Origin of the sequence: Micromonospora sp. C28SCA-DRY-2 (genome assembly GCF_030519475.1) — a bacterium.
Taxonomy (GTDB): domain Bacteria; phylum Actinomycetota; class Actinomycetes; order Mycobacteriales; family Micromonosporaceae; genus Micromonospora.
This window is the reverse complement of the sequence record NZ_JAUMKD010000001.1, coordinates 173980-194492: the sequence shown is the minus strand read 5'-3', so window position 1 is coordinate 194492 and position 20513 is coordinate 173980. Positions and strand designations below refer to the sequence as shown.

The 20513-nt window shown below is 71.5% G+C and carries 23 protein-coding genes; 12 read left to right on the top strand and 11 right to left on the bottom strand.

Translation table 11 applies throughout. From position 1 onward, the window contains the following. Positions 1-161: 161 nt before the first annotated feature. On the bottom strand, positions 162-965 hold the full coding sequence (locus Q3W71_RS00835) for an aminotransferase class IV family protein (RefSeq protein ID WP_302917344.1): 804 nt from the start codon (positions 963-965) through the stop codon (positions 162-164). 58 nt (positions 966-1023) lie between these two features. Between Q3W71_RS00835 and Q3W71_RS00830 the strand changes: the two genes are divergently transcribed. Continuing rightward, positions 1024-1386 carry a MerR family transcriptional regulator gene (locus Q3W71_RS00830; protein WP_302917343.1) on the top strand — a complete coding sequence of 121 codons (363 nt, stop codon included), beginning with the start codon at positions 1024-1026 and terminating at the stop codon, positions 1384-1386. 335 nt (positions 1387-1721) lie between these two features. Here Q3W71_RS00830 and Q3W71_RS00825 read toward each other — a convergent pair whose 3' ends face one another. Next, a complete protein-coding gene (locus tag Q3W71_RS00825; protein WP_302917342.1) occupies positions 1722-2348 on the bottom strand; it encodes a TetR/AcrR family transcriptional regulator in 627 nt (208 codons plus the stop codon). Positions 2349-2413: 65 nt separating this feature from the next. Between Q3W71_RS00825 and Q3W71_RS00820 the strand changes: the two genes are divergently transcribed. Beyond that, positions 2414-2821: a RidA family protein gene (locus Q3W71_RS00820; RefSeq protein ID WP_302917341.1), complete on the top strand. Its 408-nt coding sequence runs from the start codon at positions 2414-2416 to the stop codon at positions 2819-2821. Between the two features lie 183 nt (positions 2822-3004). Here Q3W71_RS00820 and Q3W71_RS00815 read toward each other — a convergent pair whose 3' ends face one another. The 3 genes from Q3W71_RS00815 to Q3W71_RS00805 all read right to left on the bottom strand — a co-directional run bounded on the left by Q3W71_RS00815 (position 3005) and on the right by Q3W71_RS00805 (position 6301). After that, positions 3005-3964: a CehA/McbA family metallohydrolase gene (locus Q3W71_RS00815; protein ID WP_302917340.1), complete on the bottom strand. Its 960-nt coding sequence runs from the start codon at positions 3962-3964 to the stop codon at positions 3005-3007. A gap of 295 nt (positions 3965-4259) precedes the next feature. Then, complete coding sequence (locus Q3W71_RS00810; protein ID WP_302917339.1) at positions 4260-5246, bottom strand: GNAT family N-acetyltransferase; 987 nt, start codon at positions 5244-5246, stop codon at positions 4260-4262. A 26-nt stretch (positions 5247-5272) separates the two neighbouring features. After that, positions 5273-6301: an alcohol dehydrogenase catalytic domain-containing protein gene (locus tag Q3W71_RS00805; protein ID WP_302917338.1), complete on the bottom strand. Its 1029-nt coding sequence runs from the start codon at positions 6299-6301 to the stop codon at positions 5273-5275. Between the two features lie 91 nt (positions 6302-6392). On the opposite strand from Q3W71_RS00805, the gene Q3W71_RS00800 reads away from it, so the two are divergent. Together Q3W71_RS00800 and Q3W71_RS00795 are read left to right on the top strand one after the other, a co-directional pair. Next, positions 6393-6881 (top strand): Lrp/AsnC family transcriptional regulator, encoded by a 489-nt coding sequence (locus Q3W71_RS00800; protein ID WP_302917337.1) that lies wholly within the window; start codon positions 6393-6395, stop codon positions 6879-6881. Positions 6882-7236: 355 nt separating this feature from the next. Next, the gene (locus tag Q3W71_RS00795) at positions 7237-8337 is read left to right on the top strand and encodes a hypothetical protein (protein WP_302917336.1); all 1101 of its coding nucleotides are present in this window, start codon (positions 7237-7239) and stop codon (positions 8335-8337) included. A gap of 118 nt (positions 8338-8455) precedes the next feature. Here the strand turns inward: Q3W71_RS00795 and Q3W71_RS00790 are convergent, their stop codons facing one another. Further along, a complete protein-coding gene (locus Q3W71_RS00790) occupies positions 8456-8884 on the bottom strand; it encodes an ester cyclase (RefSeq protein WP_302917335.1) in 429 nt (142 codons plus the stop codon). Between the two features lie 128 nt (positions 8885-9012). Between Q3W71_RS00790 and Q3W71_RS00785 the strand changes: the two genes are divergently transcribed. Both Q3W71_RS00785 and Q3W71_RS00780 read left to right on the top strand, forming a co-directional pair. Further along, positions 9013-9543 (top strand): GNAT family N-acetyltransferase, encoded by a 531-nt coding sequence (locus Q3W71_RS00785; protein WP_302917334.1) that lies wholly within the window; start codon positions 9013-9015, stop codon positions 9541-9543. 138 nt (positions 9544-9681) lie between these two features. Continuing rightward, a complete protein-coding gene (locus tag Q3W71_RS00780) occupies positions 9682-10260 on the top strand; it encodes a dihydrofolate reductase family protein (protein WP_302917333.1) in 579 nt (192 codons plus the stop codon). On the opposite strand, the gene Q3W71_RS00775 is transcribed toward Q3W71_RS00780, so the two are convergent. After that, positions 10242-10952: a helix-turn-helix domain-containing protein gene (locus Q3W71_RS00775; RefSeq protein ID WP_302917332.1), complete on the bottom strand. Its 711-nt coding sequence runs from the start codon at positions 10950-10952 to the stop codon at positions 10242-10244. The genes Q3W71_RS00780 and Q3W71_RS00775 overlap by 19 nt on opposite strands. Positions 10953-11094: 142 nt before the next feature. Between Q3W71_RS00775 and Q3W71_RS00770 the strand changes: the two genes are divergently transcribed. Next, on the top strand, positions 11095-11454 hold the full coding sequence (locus tag Q3W71_RS00770) for a VOC family protein (protein WP_302917331.1): 360 nt from the start codon (positions 11095-11097) through the stop codon (positions 11452-11454). Between the two features lie 145 nt (positions 11455-11599). Here Q3W71_RS00770 and Q3W71_RS00765 read toward each other — a convergent pair whose 3' ends face one another. After that, on the bottom strand, positions 11600-12427 hold the full coding sequence (locus Q3W71_RS00765; RefSeq protein WP_302917330.1) for an SAM-dependent methyltransferase: 828 nt from the start codon (positions 12425-12427) through the stop codon (positions 11600-11602). Between the two features lie 189 nt (positions 12428-12616). Continuing rightward, the gene (locus Q3W71_RS00760; protein ID WP_302917329.1) at positions 12617-13465 is read right to left on the bottom strand and encodes a TetR/AcrR family transcriptional regulator; all 849 of its coding nucleotides are present in this window, start codon (positions 13463-13465) and stop codon (positions 12617-12619) included. A 161-nt stretch (positions 13466-13626) separates the two neighbouring features. Between Q3W71_RS00760 and Q3W71_RS00755 the strand changes: the two genes are divergently transcribed. After that, positions 13627-14196: a GNAT family N-acetyltransferase gene (locus tag Q3W71_RS00755; protein ID WP_302917328.1), complete on the top strand. Its 570-nt coding sequence runs from the start codon at positions 13627-13629 to the stop codon at positions 14194-14196. Between the two features lie 99 nt (positions 14197-14295). Here the strand turns inward: Q3W71_RS00755 and Q3W71_RS00750 are convergent, their stop codons facing one another. Further along, complete coding sequence (locus Q3W71_RS00750; protein WP_302917327.1) at positions 14296-15438, bottom strand: MFS transporter; 1143 nt, start codon at positions 15436-15438, stop codon at positions 14296-14298. Positions 15439-15492: 54 nt separating this feature from the next. Here Q3W71_RS00750 and Q3W71_RS00745 point away from each other — a divergent pair, with 54 nt between their 5' ends. Continuing rightward, positions 15493-16236, top strand: a complete 744-nt coding sequence (locus Q3W71_RS00745) for a helix-turn-helix transcriptional regulator (RefSeq protein ID WP_302917326.1) — start codon at positions 15493-15495, stop codon at positions 16234-16236. Positions 16237-16304: 68 nt separating this feature from the next. Here the strand turns inward: Q3W71_RS00745 and Q3W71_RS00740 are convergent, their stop codons facing one another. Beyond that, positions 16305-17141 (bottom strand): SMP-30/gluconolactonase/LRE family protein, encoded by an 837-nt coding sequence (locus tag Q3W71_RS00740; RefSeq protein ID WP_302917325.1) that lies wholly within the window; start codon positions 17139-17141, stop codon positions 16305-16307. Between the two features lie 141 nt (positions 17142-17282). Here Q3W71_RS00740 and Q3W71_RS00735 point away from each other — a divergent pair, with 141 nt between their 5' ends. From Q3W71_RS00735 to Q3W71_RS00725, 3 genes are all read left to right on the top strand, one after another. Further along, complete coding sequence (locus Q3W71_RS00735; RefSeq protein ID WP_302917324.1) at positions 17283-17837, top strand: hypothetical protein; 555 nt, start codon at positions 17283-17285, stop codon at positions 17835-17837. A gap of 214 nt (positions 17838-18051) precedes the next feature. Continuing rightward, the gene (araB, locus tag Q3W71_RS00730) at positions 18052-19737 is read left to right on the top strand and encodes a ribulokinase (RefSeq protein ID WP_302917323.1); all 1686 of its coding nucleotides are present in this window, start codon (positions 18052-18054) and stop codon (positions 19735-19737) included. Then, positions 19734-20417 (top strand): L-ribulose-5-phosphate 4-epimerase, encoded by a 684-nt coding sequence (locus Q3W71_RS00725; protein ID WP_302917322.1) that lies wholly within the window; start codon positions 19734-19736, stop codon positions 20415-20417. Before araB ends, Q3W71_RS00725 begins: the two co-directional genes overlap by 4 nt. Positions 20418-20513 lie beyond the last annotated feature (96 nt).

The following is a 20513-nucleotide window of genomic DNA, read 5'->3' as shown; positions in this document are numbered from 1 at the left end:
GCCGTCGAGCGCTGACCCGTCCCGTCGTACCGGTTGCGGGGGAGCGTCGCATGCGGGCGAGGCTGGTGGAGGCGGGTCGCGACGCTGGACCCGCCTCCACTGGCAAGCGGCTCCCGGCGGGCGGGTGCCGGGGTGGTCCCGATATCAGGTGATGCCGGCTCTCACGGTGCGAGGAGCGGCTCGGACTGGTAGGCGCGGTGAAGCAGCTCGACGAAGGACGGCGCCTCGGGCAAGGGCACGGCGCCGATCCGGTGGACCGCCACTCCGGGCGTCCACGAGTTCATGACCACCGCCCCGGCAAGTGCCGGCAGATCGGCGAGCGTGATCTCCTGCACGCGCTGCGGGACACCGAGACGGTCCAGCTGCCGGCGGACGATACCCATCGTGGTCCCGCCCAGCATGTCGGCTTCGGGCCACACCACTGCAGACCCGTCCCAGAACGCCAGGTTCCAGATCGAGGCCTCGCTGAGCCGACCCTGGCGGTCGACGAAGGCGGCATCGTCGAAGCCCTGCCCGACGGCCTGCCGGAGGAAGTACGTCTTGGCGACTTCGCCGACATGCTTCACGGCCGGAAGGACCCGTTCGTACTCGACGGTCGCCAGCGTCAGCGGGCCCTGCGGGCCGGACGCGGCCGGTCCCGTGCGGACCAGGACCTCGGCCTGGACCTCACGCCCGGCCACGGTGAACTCGCCCGACGGCGAGTAGACCGTGGCGAGCAGCGACATGTCGGCCGGGCCCGCTGCAAGCGCCGCCCGCAGGTAGGAGCGCACCTGATCGTCCGGCAGGGCGTGACCGAACAGCTCCACCGAGGCGAGCCGCAGCCGCTCCAGATGCAGGTCGAGACCGCGGACCCGGCCCCCACGCACCTGCATGGCGGTGAAGTGGGCATAGCCCGCGAAGGCGAGCGGCGCAAGCTCCTCGGCGGTCGCCGCCTGACCATTACGTTGCACAACGAAGGAGGACATACCAGCAACGTAGAATCTGACACCCATGTGAGTTTCAAGCGTGGATGGCGGGGATCACATGACGATGAGGATCGGGGACTTGGCGCGCGCGACCGGGGTCAGCCCACGCCTGCTGCGCTACTACGAGGAGCAGGGACTGCTCACGTCCCACCGGGCCGGCGGTGGTCACCGTCGTTATGACGATGACGCCCCGGTCGTGGTCGGTCACATCAGGGCCCTGCTCGCCGCCGGCTTGCCCACCAATGTCATCCGCGAGGTGCTGCCCTGCGTCGAGGGACCCGGCCCGGAACTGGAGCACTGTGCGGCGCCGACGCTGCAAGAACAGCTCCGCCGGCTGGACGGTAAGATCTCCACGCTCCAGAACTCCAGGGCCGCCCTCGCCGATCTCCTTACCGCCAGTGCCGCTGCCGAACAGATGTAGCCGCATGGGGTCACCCGCGTGACACCTCCTTGTGGGTGCTTCGTGGATGGTCGGTCGAGCATCACCTCGATGTCTGTCCGGTCACGATGGCCGAAGACCGTCGTCGGCGTTGAGCTTTGTCACGAGGTTCAGGACGGCTCGGGTGGAGCGTCCGGGGCAGGGCGCCTTTCTCCGCGGCTACGCCCCCAGCAGGCCGTGGCAACCCGATCGCGGGCGACGCTCGGCGCGGACGTCAGTGGACGGCTCCGCTGCTCAGCGCCGATGAAACGGCACGTCGACCAACCCTGTTGAGACCATCGGGGTTCTCGAGCTGCTGGCCGCCCGGTGAGGGGATGTCAAGGGTCGCTGGGGTGAGGGTACGGGTGCCAGCCGAGTTCGACCGAGCGACGGCAGGCGTCTGGTTCATCGCCGTAGCTGATGAACAACGCGGTGAGCATGGGCGCGCCGTGGTCGAGCGCCTGGCGCTCCAGTGGACCGGTGGTCACCAGGGACACCAGGCCGTGGCCGATCACCCAGCTCTGCGTGGCCAGGGCCAACGGGTCCGCGTCGGGGCGGAACCGCCCGAGCTCCTTGGCGCGCTGGATGGTGGTCACGAGACAATGCAGCGTTGCGTCCGCGGCTGCGGGGTCTTCCAGCTCGAACCCGGCGTCGAACATCACGCGGTAGAGGTCGGGGTTGACCAGGGCGTTGGAGAGGTACGCCGCCCCGAGGGCGGCGAGGTCTCGTACCGGGTCTGCGGATAGCGGGACAGCTCGCAGCCTGGCGGCCAATCGAGTGAATCCTTCCTGACGCGTCGCTCGCCACAAGCCGTCCATCCCGCCGAAGTAGGTGTAGACGGCCATGGTCGACACGCCGGTACCCGCGACGATCGAGCGCAGCGTGACCGGCTCGCGGGCTCGGAGCATCTGCGCGGCCCGCTCGATCAACAGCGTACAGATCGCAGGGTCTTTGGTCCTGGCCATGGTGGCACATTACATAGCGATGCTATGTTTAGCCATCGATCTTGTGTCTGACGGATGGAGTGGTCATGGCCGTGGAGCTGGTCAACCCCGACGGACTGCCGAAGCCAGAGGTGTACCGGCAGTTGTCGATCGCCACCGGATCCCGGCTGGTGTTCCTGGCCGGGCAGGTCGCCCGCGACGCCGACGGAAACCCCGTCGGCGAGGGAGATCTGGCCGCCCAGGTCGAGCAGGCGTACCTCAATGTCGGTACCGCCCTCGCTGGGATCGGCAGCTCCTTCGACGACGTGGCGAAGCTGACCATCTACGTCGTGGACTGGTCGCCGGACAAGATGCCGGCACTGGGCGAGGGTGTGTCCCGGGCGGCCGCGAGGCTGGGGATCGACCCGGTCAAGCCGATCACGCTGATCGGTGTTGCCGCGCTCGGCGAGCCGGACCTGCTGGTCGAGGTGGAGGCCACCGCCGTCATCGACTGACAGCCCCCCGCCTGCGCCGTCCACACCGCCTGGCGCTGGGGCAGATGGTCGTGGTCGGTACGGCGGCCGGACTGCGAACCTCCGCCTGATGGCGTCGATCGCCGAGGCGCTCGCCCCCGATCGACGACCGTTGGCTGACGACGGCCTCAAGGGCTTCCGCCGCGGAGGCACGCCGACGTGCTCTCACATCAAGATGATCGGGTTGGTCATTGCCGCCATGTGCCCGGTGGGATGGCGTACCTCGACACGAATGAACATCGACTCGCTGGCGCTCGTGGACCACTCCACCCTGCCTGCGCCCGCACGGGGCAACACGTCGCGGTGCACCACGCCGCGATCGGTGTGGAAGCTCATCGTGCCGTCTGGCACACCCGTCACCCGTACCCGTGCCACGACCGGCGCCCCGCAGGTGTCCAGCTGCTCACCGATCCCGACCGTGCGGTCGCCCGCGCAGGCCGTGAACGTCAACCGAACCGCTGCCGATTCGGCAATCCAGCTGTGTCCGGCCGCGATCCCGGCGAGCACGGCGCGGGTGCCGAGGTCCTCGGCCCGCACGACCAGCTGCGGAACTCCGAGCTGACCTCGCAGATGTACGTCACTGTTACCCACCGCGGGACGCCAACGCCCCTGGTGTATCCCGGCCGCCAGAGCGCGACCCCACTCGGCTACCGCCGCCTCGTTGTCGGCGTTCCAGGGCAGGTCCGAACTCCAGAGCCCGTTCCACACCTCGACCGCATCGAATCCTTCGAACGGATACATGAAAGAGCCGGACGGGTACGGAGCGTGTGGGTGGGCGGCGACGCAGAGACCGCCGGCCTGATGGACCTGGTCCACAGCTCGGTCGACCAGGCCGTCACGAACGCCGTAGCGCCAGTCGACCACCTGACCGGGCGCCAGACCGAGCGCCAGCCAATGTCCGGTATGGGTGACGACCTCCTGGCCGAGGACCACCAACAGGTCGTCAGCGAGATCGCCCCAGGCGCCATGGGTGTCCACGGTGTTGTGCTCGGTGACGGCGATGAAATCCAGCCCGATCTCACGAGCGGCGGTTGCGAGCTGCTCGGGCGTGAGCTCACCCCCGTGCGAGCGCCGCGAATGCACGTGACAGTCGCCCCGGTACCATCCGCGTCCCCGTCCGGCCACACGCCCAGGCGGAAACACCGCCTCAGCTACCTTCCCCGCGTGTTCCCATCCCCGCCATCCTGGGCATCGTAGCCAAACGATCACGGGTGCGGCGCGCCGCGAGCGGCTCCGTGGCGGACCTCCTCGTCGGGCAGTCGCGACGCCAATCGCGCATCCCTCCACCCAGCCGGCCTCGTGCTGATCGCCGCCCTGCCCCGGGAAATCCCCGGGGCAGGGCGGTCACGAGCGAGTTGCGAGACATCTCGCTGTCTCGTCAGGAGCGATGCCGCCCGCCACGAAGCTGTCGACCATTTGCCTATCGCTGCGGGCGGTCGTCGTCCCATGCGGCCGCGCTGATGCGCCAGCCGGCGTCGGTGCGCACGAACTGGATCGACTTCATCCCGCCGCCGGTGTGGGGGGCACCGTTCATGCGGCCCTGTTTGGCGTACCTGCCGAACCACTGCGCGATGTCGCCGAACAGGTCCAGCCGGCCCGACCGGGCTTCTTCCTTGAAGTCGGTCAGCGTGCCGTCGGTGAGCATGGCTTGCCGCGGCTCGATGAACGCGTCGACGTCGTACACCGCGGGAGCCATCCCGCACGTTCGGACGATGATGGCTCCAGGCAGCATCGCGTCGCGCAGTGCCGCCATGCGTTCGTCGACTCCGGAACCGGAGGTGAAGGCGTCGAAGTAGCAGCGGATGAGGGCGTCGATCTCCTCCCGGTCCCTGCCGGTCGTCGCAGGCGTCCGCCAGGCGTCCTCGGTCAACGCGAAGAGGAGCCGGGTGGCCCAGCCGCCCTTGAACCAGATGTCGTCGACCAGCCGCGCTTCCTGGCTGAAGCCCAGGCGTCGCAGGAGGCGGGCCGAGGAAATGTTGCCCTCGACGCACACCGCGGTGATGCGGTGCAGGCCCAGGTCCTCGAAGCCCAGGCGCAGCATCGCGGCGGCGGCTTCCGCGGCGTACCCCTTGCCCTGGTGGGCGCGCGCGAGGACGAAGCCGAGTTCTCCTTGCCGGTGCTCGGCGCTGGCCCACTTCAGGAGGATCTCGCCGATCACGGTCTTCGTTTCGCGCAGCTCCACGGCGAGCACCAGCCACTGGCCCGGCTCGGTGAGGGTCGCCTGATCCAGCTTGGCGGTGAGCGCGGCGTTCGTCGCCGCCCGGTCGCGGAGGGGCCACGGAAGGAATCGCACCACCTCGGGATCGCCGTGGAATTCGAGCAGGTCGTCGAGGTCGTCGGTACGGTGCGGCCGCAGCGCCAGCCGTGGCGTCAGGATCGGGTAGTCGGGCTCGAGTTCCTGGTGCATCGTGCGACTCCTCGGGTCGTATCGGGTCAAGGCCGGATGGCGATCTTGACTGCCTGGCGGGTGGCCATGGCCTGGTAGGCGGTGGCGACGGCATCGAGGGGGACCTCGGCCGAGAAGACGGGTGACGGGTCCAGCCGCTCGGCGAGGACGTCGGCAAGGAGGGGCTCCAGGTAACGGCGGGCCGGGGCGACCCCGGCCCTCAGGGTGATGTTGTGGCGGAACAGCCGGTAGAGGTCGACCCGGTCCACGCCGTTGGGTACGCCGACGGAGCCGATCGTGCCGCCCGGCCGGACGAGGTCGATCGCGAGGTCGAGGGCGGACTGCGTCCCTGCGCATTCGGCGACGCCCGGTACGCCACCCTCGGTCGCCTCCCGGATGAGGCCGACGGTCGCCGGGTCGTCGGCGGCGAGGACATCAGTCGCCCCCATCCGTGTGGCGAGAGCGCTCCGGTCGGGGTGACGGCCGACGAGGATGATCCGTGCCGCTCCTGCACGGCGCGCGGCGAGCGCTGCGCAGAGCCCGACGGCACCGTCGCCCAGGACGACGGCGGTCACACCCGGCCGGACGCCGGCCAGCGCGATGGCGTGCGTGCCGGTCGCCATCACGTCGGTCAGCGGCAGCAGTCGGCGCACCAGCTCCGCGTCAGCATCCGTACGCACCGGGACCAGCGTCGCGTCGGCGAACGGCACGCGGACGGCCTCGGCCTGACCCCCGCCGTTGCCACCACCCCAGAAGCCGCCGGCAGGGCAGGAGGTGAACCAGCCGTCACGGCATGCGGGGCAGGTTCCGTCCGCGAAGGCGAACGGGGCCAGAACGAGATCGCCCGGCCGGACCCGAGCGACGTCCGCGCCGACCTCCTCGACAACCCCGATCCATTCGTGCCCCATGCGATCGCCGGGCGTGAACGACTCCTGGCCCCGGTAGGGCCAGAGATCGGATCCGCACACGGCCGCCAGGGACACCCTCACCACGGCGTCACCACGATGCTCGATCATCGGGTCGGGGACGTCGATGACGTCCACCCAGCCAGCCTCGCGCAGGACCGTCGCCTTCATGGTGGATGACAGTAGGCTGCAGCGGACCCTTCGCCCATGCCACTTCGACGGCATCAGCGCGCATCGACCGTCGATAAGGAGCTGATCCCCCTTGGCTGCCGACAGATCGTCATCGTGGGACGCCGCGGATCTCGCGATCATCCGTGAACTCTCCCGTGACGCCCGGATCAGCGTCGCCGAGCTGGGCCGCCGCGTGTCGCTGAGCCGCCCGGCGGTCGCCGAGCGGATGCGGCGCCTCGAGGACTCCGGCGTCATCAAGGGCTACGGGGTCCACCTCGACCTCGCCCGGCTCGGGCTGGGCCTGCGCGCCCACGTGTCCCTGCGTCCCCGGCACCGTTCCGTCCGCAATTCCCGGGGGGTGCGTGAGCAGCTGCTCGCCATCGGGCACGTGCTCTCCTGCGTCCACGTCACCGGGCACAACTGCTACGAGCTGACCATCGCGGTGCGGGACGCGGAGCACCTGGAGCAGGTCATCGAGCGCCTCACCGAACTGGGCGACACCACCACCGGCGTCGTCCTCTCCGAACCCGTACACCCACGTGACGTCGACATCGCCGCGTGGATCCCGACCGACGGCTGAGTCACGCTGCTGTTGTCGAGCAGGCTGAGCGGGTCCGGCTGTTCCTGACGCCTCCGCCGCCGGATTCTTGGGCCGCCGAAGCGGCGCCAGCGGACTGGGACTGAGCAGGCCAGCAGCGACGCTGACGTGGTCAACGCGTCTACCGCCGAGCTGGTCGCCACTGAGCCTGAGATCCCCGAAGATCACGATTGGGCCTCGATCGGGAGCCGGGTTCGACCGGGCCGTTGACGGTCCGGTACAACTCCCGTCTGCTGTGCGCGGGCAGGACGCCAAGATCGGGGGCACGACGATGGAATCCACGGCACCGGGACCGGCACCCGTTACGCCGCCGGGAGCGCACCGGCTTCGGGGATGGTTGGCGGTCGCGCTGGCCGGGGCGCTGGTCGGCGGGGCCGCCGGGGTAACGGTCTGGCGGACGAGCGCCACCCGGTCGCCGGCCTCCGCCGAGGTCGCCGCCCCGGTCACGGCCCGGGAACTTCTCGCCGGGCTGCCCGGCCGGCTGCTGCCGCCGGCCGCCCCGGCCAACCTTCCCATCGACCGGGCCGTGGGACGGGGAGCCCTGCTCTACCAGATCGACGACCCCGATGGCTTCGACGTGGCGACCGGCGCCTGGCCTCGGCGGCCGATGTACCTGGTGACCGCCGCCGGTGAACAATTCGGCGTCGGGCTGGTGGCCACCAGGGGCGCGTTCAGTCAGGCGCTCTCCCCGGACGGGCGGTGGTTCGCCCAGCGGCGAGACGGGCAGTGGTGGATCCGCGACCTCACCGGGATCACCGAGCGGGCCATCCCGCCCGGATACGAGTTAGGGCAGTGGTCGACAGACGGACGGGCGTTGCTGCTCAGGCAACCCTCCGGCGACGGCGAGGCGTACGCGGCTTTCACCCTGCCGGGCGGGGAACTGCGCCCGCTGGCGTTACGCGGGACACCGGCCCGCCGGATGCTGGCGTTCCTGGACGGGCGTGAACTGGCCACCGCGGAGTTCGACGTCGGCCCGAACGCCCGGCCGCACCGCCAGCTCACCATCGCAATTCAGGACGTCAACGGCCGGGCGGCTCGCTCGGTGTCGCTCGCCACCACCCACCAGGTGGGTCCCGACGACGTCCGCAACGCGCTCGTCCCGCTCGTGCGCGGCGGCGGCGATCCGCCGGCGGTGTGGGCTCTGGTCACCCCGGCGGAGGACCTCCCGACCGGCCAGCCGGAGGGGGCGCGGGCGGTGCCGCCCATGACGTTGGTCGGGGTCGATCTGCGCTCCGGTCGACCGGCCGGCCGGATCGACCTCCTGGCGCCCGGCGGTGGCGACGGTGAGAGCTTCCTCGGCCTCGCCGGCACCGAGGTCCTCCTGCAACGCTGGGCCGCCGACGGCGGTGAGCTGGTCGCCGCCGACCCGGCCACCGGCCGGCGTCGGGTGCTGACCTCGCTGCCCGACCACGCGCGGGTGATCGTCCCCGGCGAATAGGAGACGGCGCCTGGACGTGGGTAGGCCGCTACACCCGCCCACGATCCCACGGTGATCGGAGCCTTTTCGGTTCCTGCTGCGTCAACTGCGGGACGACGAACTCGTCGAACCGAAGGGGTCAGCAATCGTCGCGGAGTTGGGCCAGCAGCCCGGCCCGGTCGATCTGCATCCAGTACTCCCTGATCAGGCCATCCTCGACGTGGTAGACGACCGAGTTGATCTGGCGGACGGTCCGACCAGTCGGCGCGATCCCAGCCACCGGCTGGAGGTGCCGCCCCACCTGGACCAGCCGGACGTACGCCCGCGCGCCATCCACGAGGAATTCCTCGACCGTGAGGTCGAACGCGCCCCAGGTGGCGGTCATCTCCCGAACGTGCTCGGCGTAGTCGGCCGGCGTCCGCTCGACGGTGGCGAGGTCCCCGGACTGCACCTGGTGGGCACGCACCGCGGGCGCCATGAACTCCGCCGCCCGCTGCGGCTCCCGGCCGGAGCGGACGTACCGGAGGAAGTCACCGACGACGCGGCGCGTCACCTCGCTGTCGACCATGACGTCACCCTGGCAGCCGGGAGCTCGGACGGGAAGCCCGCCCGCCGGTGGCCCCAGTCACCCGGAACCACTTCGCTGCCGGTGCGGCCTGGCGAGGAGGGGCACATCCCGCCTGGGACGATGGACGGGTGACGATCACCCGACTCATCACCCCGGAGGATGCGCCGGCCCTGGCCGATCTGCTCCGCGTCAACCGTGATTTTCTCGCGCCGTGGGACCCGCTCCGGAGTGAGGACTACTTCACGGCAGACGGCCAGCGCGCCGTCATCGCAGCCGATCTCCAGCAGTACGAGCAGGGATCGAAGCTGCCCCACGTCATCCTCGACGACTCCGGGCGGGTGATCGGCCGCATCACGCTCAACGGCATAGTGCGCGGCCCCTTCCAGTCCTGCGCGATGGGCTACTGGGTGAGCGCCAGTCACAACGGCCGAGGGTTCGCGACGAAGGCGGTACGTGAGATCGTGCGGGTGGCCTTCGAGGAGTTGGGGCTGCACCGGGTGCAGGCGGAGACCCTGCTGCACAACGTCAGATCGCAGCGGGTGCTGGAACGCAACGGGTTCGTGCGGTTCGGCATGGCGCCGGAGTACCTCAACATCGCCGGCCGGTGGCAGGACCACGCCATGTACCAGGTGGTGAACCGGTCCTGGGCAACCGGCTGAGCAGCACCGGGTCGGCGAGCTGGCGGCGGTCGTGGGGCCCCGCGCCACCGGGAACCTCGGCCGTCGTTTCTGTACAAGACGGCGGCCATGGCCGCTCCTATCATGGGCGCCGGCGTTCCGATTACGAGGAGAAGACACATGCGTGAGCTGGTCTACACCGGGTTCATGTCGCTCGATGGCGTGGTGGACTCGCCCGGCGGCGGGCCGGGCGAGGAGCACCGCAGCGGTGGCTGGGTGTTCAAGGACGTCGAGGTCCTGCCCGAGGCCTTCGCTCTCAAGGGGGAGGAGCTCGCCGAGACCACCGCGCTGCTGTTCGGCCGCCGTAGCTACGAGATGTTCGCGCCGGTATGGCGGGACTCGGAGGACCACGCCGCCTACAAGGACCTGCCGAAGTACGTCGTGTCGAGCACGCTGCCCGAGGACGCGCTCGTCGAGGGCTGGGGCCCGACGACGATCCTGCGTTCCACCGACCACGTTCTCGATCTCAAGAAGAGCGAGGGCGGTGCGATCTTCATCCACGGCAGCGCCGAGCTGGCCCGACGCCTGTCGAACGCACGCCTGATCGACCGCTACAACCTGCTCGTCTTCCCGACGCTGCTCGGCGCCGGAAAGAGCCTGTTCAGCGCCGAAGACAAGGACAAGCAGGTGCTGCGCCTGCGGGACTTCGCCGCCTACCCGAACGGCGTGCTGAAGCTGATCTACGACGTCACCGGCTGAACCAGGTCCAGGGCGATGGCGCCGCCGCCACCTTCCCGCAGTTGCCGTGCCGTGCGTCCCACGTACCGCTGCAACGCCCGGGCCAGGTGCGGCTCGTCGTAGTACGCGAGCCGGCCGACGACGTCGGCGGCCGCGAGGCCGCCGGCCAGCAGCAGCGCGGCCTCGCGGGCGCGTTCGATCTGCCGTACGGCGCCCTGGGTCAGCCCGGTCGCGGCGCGGAACCGGCGTTCCACGGTGCGTGCCGACACCTCGGTACGGCCGCCCCAGTGGACCTCGGTGACGAGCGGATCCCGGACCACGGCGCCAGCCCGGACCAGACGGCCGACCAGGGCCTCGGCGTCGTCCGGGCCGGGCGTCTCCCAGCGCGCACCGTCCAACTGGAAGGTGCGGCGGGTGGCGCCGGGCAGTTCGACGCCCGCGTCGACCAGGGCCGGCGTGGGCACCGCCCGCAGCGACGTGCCCAGCGAGAACTCGATGCCGACGAAGGTCGCACCCTCCGGCACGGGCGCGACGCCGGCGCCGGACTCGGGGCCGGAAACGGCCGCGTACGCCTTGCCCTCCTGGTTCCAGAACACCAGGCCCCAGTGCACGGTCGCGACGGAGGTCATCTGCGTCACCCGCTCGCTCGTGCAGGTCCACACGGTGTCGATCCAGGGCGAGTCGGACGCGCGCGTCGTGAACCGCAGTCCCACGGGAGCAGAGTAGCGGCTGCGGTCGCGGTCCGGTGACCGCGAGCGTCCTCGACGTGATCCGTAACCGGGGCTCTGCGGCACCGATGAGTTCCGGGAGGCTGGTTGGTCTTCCTTCCTGACAACCAACCTCAGGAGACTTCCGATGACCTCGATCCAACCCGTCGTCAGCACGCCCGACCTGCCCCGCCTGCGCACCTTCTACGAGAAGGTGCTCGGCGCTACGCAGACGCTGCGTGTACCCGAGGAGGGCCCGGAGTTCTACGTCGAGCTGCGGATCGGCGAGACGGTGCTCGGCCTCGTGCAGAAGGACGACACCCGGATCGGCGCACCGGTACGGATCATCCTCAGCGCCGACGTCCCGGACGTCGACGCCTTGCTGCCCACGGTCGAGTCAGCCGGCGGCACCGTGCCGGGACAGCCCAACGACATGCCGTGGGGCCAGCGGGTCGCGCACGTGCTCGACCCCGACGGCAACATGCTCAACCTGACCAGGTGGCGGTAGCCGACAGGCCGGCGGCGCCCGACGCTCGGTGCGGCCGGCGTCGTCGACCGCGGGAACCCGGTCCCGGCTGACGGCCGACCGGCTCCTGAGCGGCCGCCCGGCATGCGACCGCATGCCGGGCGGGCACGTCGTCAACCCGCGCGGCTCAGGGCTTGCGCCCCACCCCGCCGAAGGCGTCGATGTCGGCGGGCGTGTCGACCTTGTCGTCGGGTCGCCACTGCGGGCACGGCACAACGCCCGGCTCCACCAGCTCCAGGCCCTCGAAGAATCCGGCGATCTGGTCGGGTGAGCGCAGCGTGTACGGCGTCGCCCCGGTGTCGTTGTAGTCGTCCTGCGCCTTCTGCATCTCCGGGCTGATCAGGCTGGTGCCGTCGTTGAGGGACAGGTAGCTGCCGGAGGGCAGGGGCGCCAGCAGCTGACGGGTGAGTGACCGGGCGGTCTCGTAGTCGGGTACGTGGCCCATGACGCCACTGAGGATGAGCCCGATCGGCTGCTGGAAGTCGAGCGTCTTGCCGGCCTCGGCGATGACCGCGGCGGGGTCGTGGAGGTTGGCGTCGATGTAGGCGGTCCTGCCCTCGGGCGTGCCGACCAGCAGCGCACGGGCGTGCACCAGGACCAGCGGGTCGTTGTCGACGTAGACGATCCGGGCGTCCGGCGCGATCCGCTGCGCCACCTCGTGGGTGTTGTTCGCCGTCGGCAGCCCGGTACCGACGTCGAGGAACTGGCGGATACCCGCCTCACCGGCGAGGAACGTGATCGTGCGGACGAGGAACTGCCGGGAAGCGCGGGCGACGTCGACGACGCCGGGGAAGACCTGGCGATACTGGTCGCCGGCCGCGCGGTCGACGGCGAAGTTGTCCTTGCCGCCGAGCCAGTAGTTCCAGATCCGTGCCGAATGCGGCACCGACGTGTCGATCTTCTGCCGCACGTCGGGGTTGCCCGGCTCGGGCCGGTCGCTTGCCGGTGAGTCCACGGTCACAATGAGCACCTTTGGGGTTTCGACTGCCATCGCGGAAATTCGGTCGCGGGCCGGCCATCGGGGAAGCAACCGCCCGCAACCGTGCCACCATATAGAAGGCCCGGGATGCCGGCTACCGCCCGGACGGCCCCGCTGGTAGGCGGACGCGTGCCGTCCGTCCGCACTGCCTGGTGAACGGCTGGTTCACGAGCTGGGGTCGCCGGTTGGTGAGGGCGGGACGAGGCCGTCGAGAAGGCGGTGGAGGCCGAACTCGAACCAGCGGTCCAGGTCCTGGTCCGGGTCGGTCCGGCCGACCGGACGTGCCGCGGCGAGCCAGGGACGGCCGCCGGTGCGGCCGGCGCGTTCCAGGCGCCCGAAGGTGGTGGACGACCAGGTCGACCACGCGGTGCCGCCGGCGTCGCATTCCGCCTGCTCGGCCAGGGGGAGCAGCGCCATACCCTGCACGTAGCCGCTGAGCGCGAGATAGCCCGCGAACGCGTCCGGTGGGTCGTGTCCGGCGTCGACGAGGGCGTTCACGGCGCGGTCGACCATCGCCAGCACCCGCGGTCCGGTGGGTGGTCGCGTACTCGCGAGGACGGTCAGCAGCCACGGGTGGCGGCGGTACAGAGCCCATTCGGCGCGGCCCAGTCGTTCGAGGCGTTCGCGCGGCGTGCCGTGGCCGTTGTCGCGGTGCCGAGGGGTGCCGAGCACGTGCTCGGCCATCGCGCTGAGCAGGTCGTCCCGGTTGCGTACCCAGCGGTAGACCGCCTCCGGCGTGACGCCGGCCCGGTGCGCCACGGCACGAACCGACACCGCGTCGAGGCCGCGGGCGTCGGCCAGGCGTACGGCGACGCGAACCAGGTCTTCCCGGGAGGCAGAACCCCCGCTTTGAGTGGGAGCGCCGAGCGGGCGGGGGGCGGGCGTGACCCGTCCACGGTCCCGGCGGCGGCGGTAGGCCCGGGCCTGGCAGCTACGCGAGCAGTAACGGCGCGCTCGTCCCCGGCCGGCGGCCGGTGGCAGCTCGGCCCGGCACTCGACGCACCACCGTTCCATCCGGATCCCTTTCGTCACAACGGTTGTCGTGACGAAACTACTCCCGCCCGGGTGGCTCGGCCGGCCACGGTGGGAGGAGCCATTCCCGGATCCAGCAAGGAGCGCCCGTGTCTCATCCCGTCGTCACCGCCCGTCGCGCCCGGCCCGCCGAGCTGGACGCCGTGGTCGCCGCCTACTCGGCCGCGTTCGCCGACGAAGCCGTGTTGTGCTGGGTGATCCCGGACCCGGTACAGCGGGCCGCGTGCGCGCGGTCGATGTTCCGTGAGCTACTGGCCGGCGCGGTCCGCACCGAGCAGGTCATCCTCGCCGAACTTCCCGACGGCACCCTCGCCGGGATATCGGTGTGGCTCCACCATCGCGCCCAGGAGTTGGAGAGGCAAGCCGAGCGGCTCGCGACGGCCACGATCGGAGACGACGCCGTCGCGCGGCGGCTGGCGGTGGTGAACGAGACGGTGCTCGGGCACCGTCCCCGCGAACCGCACGTCTACCTCGCCTCGATCGCCGTTCGGCCGCCCCTGAGAGGGCGCGGCGCCGGCGCCGCGATCCTCGCCGAGGGCCTGCGCGTCGCGGACGCCGCCGCCCTACCGGTGTATCTCGAAGCCTCCACCGAACAGAGCCGCCGGCTCTACCTACGCCACGACTTCCGCGACCGCGGCCGGCCCCTGGCACTACCCGCCGGAGGTCCGGTGCTGTGGCCGATGTGGCGGCACCCACGCCCCGACCATCCCTAGGCGGACGACCGCGAGGGGCGGCCTCGCCGCGCCGCCGCGACGGCCCACGTCCCACGTCCCACGGCCCACGGCCCACGGCCCACGGCCCACGGCCCAGGATCACCGGGCCGGCTCGGGATCGCGCAGGCTGCGGAACATCAGCCAGCTCAGTGCCGGCATGACGATGAGTGGCATCAGTCCGACCTGGAGCGAGGTGGCGTCGGCCAGGCGGCCGAGGAGCGGGCTGGCCATGCCCCCGACGCTGACGGTCAGGCCCAGGGTGATCCCACTTGCCGTGCCGACGCTGGTGGGCAGGTAGTCCTGCGCGAGGGTGACCTGCAGGGAGAAGGGGAGGTAGAGGCCGACCGATGTCAACGCCACGAACAGGTAGAGGGCGGGTCCGGGCACCAGCACCACCCCGGCGACCGCGATCGCGGTGATCGCGTAGGACCGGCGGGACACCGCCACCCGGCCCCACCGATGTGCCGCGGCGCCACCGAGGACCGAGCCGACGACGCCACCGAGGTAGAGCACGAACAACGCCGCCGTGCCGGCCGCCGTGCCGCCGCTCGTGCGCTGCTGGGCGTAGAGGGACACGAACGTGCTGAGGCCGATGAACGCGATCGACCGGAACACCACGGCCAGGCTCAGCCGGGTGAACGAGGCGGTGTCGTCCCGCCCGACCGGCGCCGGCTCTCCGCTTCCGGTGCGCTGGCGTCGGGCAAGGGCGTGCAGCACGGGCAACGCCATCGCGGTGCCGGCGAGGGCCGGCACGACCATCAGCGGGGTCCAGCTCAGGCCACCGGCGGCCGTGACCGCGGCGACCAGGAGCGGGGCCAGGGCGAAGCCGACGTTGCCGCCGGTGGCGAAGTAGGCCATGGCGGTGTGACTGCCCGCGCTGGCCGCCCGAGCGAGGCGCGCGGACTCGGGATGGTAGGCGGCCACGCCGATCCCGGAGAGCGCCACGAACAGCAGGGTGAGGGGGTAGTCGCCGCTCAGTCCGCTCAGCGCGATGCCGACCCCGCCCACCAGGGTGCTGACCGGCAGCAACCACGGCAGCGCCCAGCGGTCGGTGAGCGCGCCGAAGGCGGGCTGCGCGACCGACGACAGCAGGGACGCGGCGAGCACGATCCCGGACGCCGCCGCGTAGGTGTAGGCCCGCTCGGCGACGAAGAGCGGCACCAGCGCCGCGACGGCGCCCTGATAGACGTCGACGCAGGCATGGCCGACGGAGAGCAGGGTGATCGAGGTTCTCCTTCGCACCCCCTCGATGGTTCCCGGCCGCGCCCTGTCTGGCTTCCGATAAACTGCCAACTAATGACGGAAATACGCCACAACCCGGTTGCGCCCACCCGCACCCAGCGGCTCGCGTCCGGAGGGGAGATCGACGCTCACCGGCACGACGACCACCAGATCGTCTATGCCGGTCGGGGGGTGCTGGCCGTGACGACCAGCGAGGGATCGTGGATCGCTCCGGCCACGCGCGCGATCTGGGTGCCGGCGGGAACGGTGCACGCCCACCGTGCCTACGGCGACCTCGACCTGCACCTGGTCGGATTGCCCGCCGAGGACAATCCGCTCGGTGTGGACACCCCGACGGTGCTGTCCGTCGGCCCACTGCTGCGCGAACTGATCGTCGCGTACACCCGCGGCACGGACGACGGCAGCCCGGAGCGCGCCCGGATGCGCGCCGTGCTGCTCGACCAGGTGCGGGCCGCTCCTCAGCAGCGGCTGCACGTTCCAGCACCCCGCACGCCGCTGTTGCAGGCCCTGTGCGCCATGTTGCAGGCCGACCCGGGCGACACCCGTACGCTCGCCGAACTCGGTCGTGCGGTGGGCGCCAGCGATCGCACCCTGTCCCGGCTGTTCCGCAGCGACCTCGGGATGACCTTCCCGCAGTGGCGCACCCAGCTACGCCTGCATCACGCTCTCGTCCTCCTGGCGGCCAGCACGCCGGTGACCGCCGTGGCGCACCGGTGTGGCTGGTCCTCGGCGAGCGCGTTCATCGACGTGTTCCGACGCACCTTCGGGCACACCCCCGGCACCCATCCCGCCGGCTAGCCACCGCAGGCTGCCGCTCACGCGCGTCATCGATCGGCGGGACATCGGCGGTGGACGCCGTGCCCGGGTCACGGCCTCCCGGCTCCCGGTGCGGGCGCCGGGAACGCCACCAACACCCCGCTGGGTGCCGACGGCTCCGGTCCGCCCCAGGTCTGGCCGACGACGAACAAGCGCGGCTCCGGCTCGCGGCTGAGCACGCAGGCGAAGGCGCCGCGGTCGAGGCCGACGGTGGCCAACACCTCACCACCGGCACGGATCCGAACGCAGCGCTGGTTGCCGACGTCGGCATACCAGAGGGCGCCCTCGGCGTCGAAGCAGATGCCGTCGGGATGGTCGTCGGGCGTCTCCGCCCACACGTGCCGGTTGCCGAGGGCGCCGTCGCTGCCGATGTCGAAGGCGGTGAGCCGGTTCGCGTACGACTCGGCGACCACCAGGGTCGCCCCGTCCGGGCTGATCGCCATGCCGTTGGGGAACGCGAGGTCGTCGGCCACCCGCTCGACGTCGCCCTCCGGGGTGACGAGCACGACCAGGCCCGGTGCGAACTCACCGCCGGGGAAGTCGAAACCTATGGTGTTGACGTAGGCGTTGCCCCTGTCGTCGACCACGATGTCGTTCCACGGCTTCTCCGAGACGCCGGAGAGGTCGGCATGCCGGACCAGCGACCCGTCCGGCTCCCGGCGCAGCAGCCGTCGCCGGGCCGAGTCCACGACGAGCAGCCGCCCGTCGGGCAGGAAGTCGATGCACATCGGGAACGACGGGACGGTTGCCACCACCTCGTGACCGCCGTCAGCGTCGAGCGCGATCACCTGGTTCGCGCCCCAGTCCGAGAACCAGACCCGCCCGTCATGCCAGCGCGGCGACTCGCCGAACACGATGCCTCGCATCAGGACGTCGGGTTCGCTCATCACGCTTCTCCCTCTGCTTAAAGACGGGGGCTTTCCGTTCTCGGAATCATCGCGCATCGGCGGCTGGGTCCGCCCCGGCTGACCCGGGGTTCCCGGCTGCCCTGCCGGCGACGACAGCGGTCGCGCGGTTACCCTGCGGCGGTGGCGGTCGATGCGGACGGGGAGCGCCTGGCGGCGTCGCTGGGGGAGCGGCTCGACGCCGTCACGTTCACCGACCTGATCACCGACCAGGTCACCGCCCGACTCATCGACGTGGTGGTCGGCTGGGCGGCGGAGCAGGGTTGGCGGGTCTACCGGCGGGCGCCCAGCGTGCTGCCGCTGCCGCCGCCGATGTCCGCACAGCGGTCGGTGCTCGACGTGGCCTGCGCGCGCCCGGACGGACCACCGGTCGTCATCGAGGTCGACCACGGTACGCGCCGCCGGACCTGGGAGAAGCTGCTCGCCGAAGCCGACGCGGGGCGGATCCCGCTCTGGGTGCGTTGGGGCGCCGGCCGGTTCACCGCGCCACCCGCGCCGATCCGGATGGTGACCTGCCAGGTGGACGGTCGGCCGGACCCGACCGACCGGGGACGGCTGCACAGCCGCCTGCCACGAGTGGAGAAGCTGCCGCCGGCGCACTCGAGCACGCGGGTCGGGGAGACGGCCGCCGTCGAACTGCCGCTACCGCCGCCCGCACCGCCGGTTGCCGGAGCCTGAGCGGAACCCCGCCGACCGATCCCTGTTTTCGTTAACACGCCCTGACCCGGACCGGGAGCCAACGAACTGCCCGCCCGCGCGCCGCATCATCCGTGCTTAACCGTTCAATGCGGACACAGCCGTAGCGCCGTGCGTTACTGAGCTGTTGCCGAGACGTATCTTGACGGGCCTGGATGTGAGCGTTAACACTTGCGGTGACGGATCGGAGGTGGTCATGGGCGAGGTGCACGGAGCCGGCGAGCGGTACGTGGTCGGGGTCGACTACGGCACGCTCTCCGGGCGGGCCCTGGTGGTCCGGGTACGCGACGGTGCCGAGGTCGGAACGGCGGTGCACGAGTACCGCCACGGTGTGATCGAGTCCGGGCTCCCCGACGGGGGGCCGGCGCTGCCTCCCGACTGGGCGCTCCAGGACCCGGAGGACTACCGGGACGTCCTGCGCCATGCCGTTCCCGCCGCGCTGGCCGCCGCCGGCGTACGCCCCTCCCAGGTGATCGGGATAGGTACCGACTTCACCGCCTGTACGGTCCTGCCGACCCTCGCCGACGGCACCCCGCTCTGCGAGATCCCGGAGCTGCGCCGCCGGCCGCACGCCTGGGTCAAGCTCTGGAAGCACCACGCCGCCCAGCCGTACGCCGACCGGATCAACGCGCTGGCCCACGAGCAGCGCGAGCCGTGGATCGGCCGCTACGGCGGCAAGATCTCCGCCGAGTGGCAGTTCGCCAAGGGCCTCCAGATCCTCGCGGAGGACCCGGAGGTCTACCGGCGCGCCGAGCGCTTCATCGAGGCGGCCGACTGGATCGTGTGGCAGCTGTGCGGCACCGAGACCCGTAACGTCTGCACCGCCGGCTACAAGGGCATCCGTCAGGACGGCCGGTATCCGTCGAGCGACTACCTGAGCGCCCTCGACCCGGGTTTCGCCGACTTCGTGACCAAGCTGGACGGTCCGCTGCTGCCGCTCGGCGCTCGCGCCGGCACCCTCACCGCCCGGGCGGCGGCCTGGACCGGGCTGCCGGAGGGCATCGCGGTCGCGGTCGGCAACGTCGACGCGCACGTCACGGCCGCCGCCGCCCGCGCCCTGGCGCCCGGCCGGCTGGTGGCGATCATGGGTACGTCGACCTGCCACGTCCTCAACGGCGAGCGTCCCGCCGAGGTGCCCGGCATGTGCGGTGTCGTCGACGGCGGCATCAGCCCCGGTGCCTGGGGCTACGAGGCCGGGCAGAGCGGCGTCGGCGACATCTTCGGTTGGTTCGTCAGGCACGCCGCTCCGGCCGGCGCGGACTCGCACGACCGGCTGACCGAACTGGCCGCCGCCCAGCCGGTCGGGGCGCACGGCCTGATGGCGCTCGACTGGTGGAACGGCAACCGCTCGCTGCTGGTCAACCACGACCTGAGCGGGCTGATCGTCGGGATGACGCTGGCCACCCGACCGCAGGACGTCTACCGGGCGCTGCTGGAGTCCACCGCGTACGGCACGCGAATGATCATCGAGGCGTTCGTCGACGCCGGGGTGCCGGTCACCGACCTCGTGGTGGCCGGCGGTCTCACCTCGAACCGGCTGCTGATGCAGATCTACGCCGACGTCACCAACCGCCCGCTGGGCATCATCGGCTCCGCTCAGGGGCCGGCGCTCGGGTCGGCCATCCACGCGGCGGTCGCCGCCGGGGCGTACCCGTCGATCCACCAGGCGTCGGCGGCGATGGGCCGGGTGCACGAGGGCGCCTACCGGCCCGACCCGGACAACGTGCGCGCCTACGACGCCCTCTTCACCGAGTACCGCGCGCTGCACGACCACTTCGGCCGCGGCGGCGACGACGTCATGCTCCGCCTGCGGGCGATCCGGAACGCGGCCCTCGACGCGTCCGCGGCGCCGGCCGACACCGTTCTGGAGGTGGTCCGATGAACGCCGACCTGACCCGGCAGGTGGCCGCGCTGCGGGAGACCGTCGCCGGGCTGCACCGCGAACTCACCCGGTACGACCTCGTGGCGTGGACCGCCGGCAACGTGTCGGCCCGGGTCCCCGGCCAGGAGCTGATGGTCATCAAGCCCAGCGGCGTCGACTACGACGACCTGACCGCGGACGCCATGGTGGTCTGCGACCTCGACGGCAGGGTCGTCGACGGGGCCCGGTCACCGTCCAGCGACACCGCCGCCCACGCGTACGTCTACCGGGCGATGCCGGAGGTCGGCGGCGTCGTGCACACGCACAGCGGCTACGCCACCGCCTGGGCGGCCCGGGGCGAGGCGATCCCGTGCTGGCTGACCGCGCAGGCCGACGAGTTCGGCGGGGAGATCCCGGTCGGGCCGTTCGCGCTGATCGGCGGGGACGACATCGGCAAGGGGATCGTCAGCACCCTGTCCGGGCACCGCTCACCCGCGGTGCTCATGCGCAACCACGGGGTCTTCACGATCGGCCGGGACGCCCGCGCGGCGGTCAAGGCCGCGGTGATGTGCGAGGACGTCGCCCGCACCGCGCACCTGGCCCGCGCCCTCGGGCAGCCGCTGCCGATCGCGCCGGCCGACATCGACTCGCTCCACGACCGCTACCAGAACGTCTACGGCCAACGCCCGGCGACGGGCTGAGCGACCACCGCCGTACCACTGGCCGGCGCGCTCATCCGCCGCCCTTCTCGCACCCGCCCCCACCACCACAGCCGGGCCGCACGCCGCCGAGCCGCG